The sequence below is a fragment of the Pseudomonas brassicacearum genome, from assembly GCF_003732265.1.
Classification (GTDB): domain Bacteria; phylum Pseudomonadota; class Gammaproteobacteria; order Pseudomonadales; family Pseudomonadaceae; genus Aquipseudomonas; species Aquipseudomonas brassicacearum_D.
In genome coordinates this window covers 1-294 of record NZ_MOBK01000151.1, presented here as the reverse complement: position 1 = coordinate 294, position 294 = coordinate 1, and the positions used below count along the sequence as shown (strand labels likewise).

At 57.1% G+C, this 294-nt stretch carries 1 protein-coding gene; it reads left to right on the top strand.

Features of this window, described 5'->3' with window-relative positions; genetic code table 11:
- The coding region (locus BK660_RS30530) for an ABC transporter substrate-binding protein (RefSeq protein ID WP_259698553.1) at window positions 1-294 on the top strand (294 nt) is incomplete at both ends.

Here is a 294-nt window from a genome sequence, read left to right as displayed (position 1 = left end):
GCTGAAACGATCTTCAACCGTCTGGCTGACTTCAAGCCGGGCACCACGGAAGTGATTCCGGCACTGGCCAATTCCTGGGACATCAGCGAAGACGGTCTGAGCTACACGTTCCACCTGCGCAAAGGCGTCAAGTTTCACACCACCGATTACTTCAAGCCGACGCGCGACATGACCGCCGACGACGTGGTCTGGAGCTTCCAGCGTCAGCTGGACCCTAACCACCCATGGCACAAACTGTCGAGCGTGGGTTTCCCGTACTTTGAAAGCATGGGCTTCCAGGAACTGCTCAAAAGC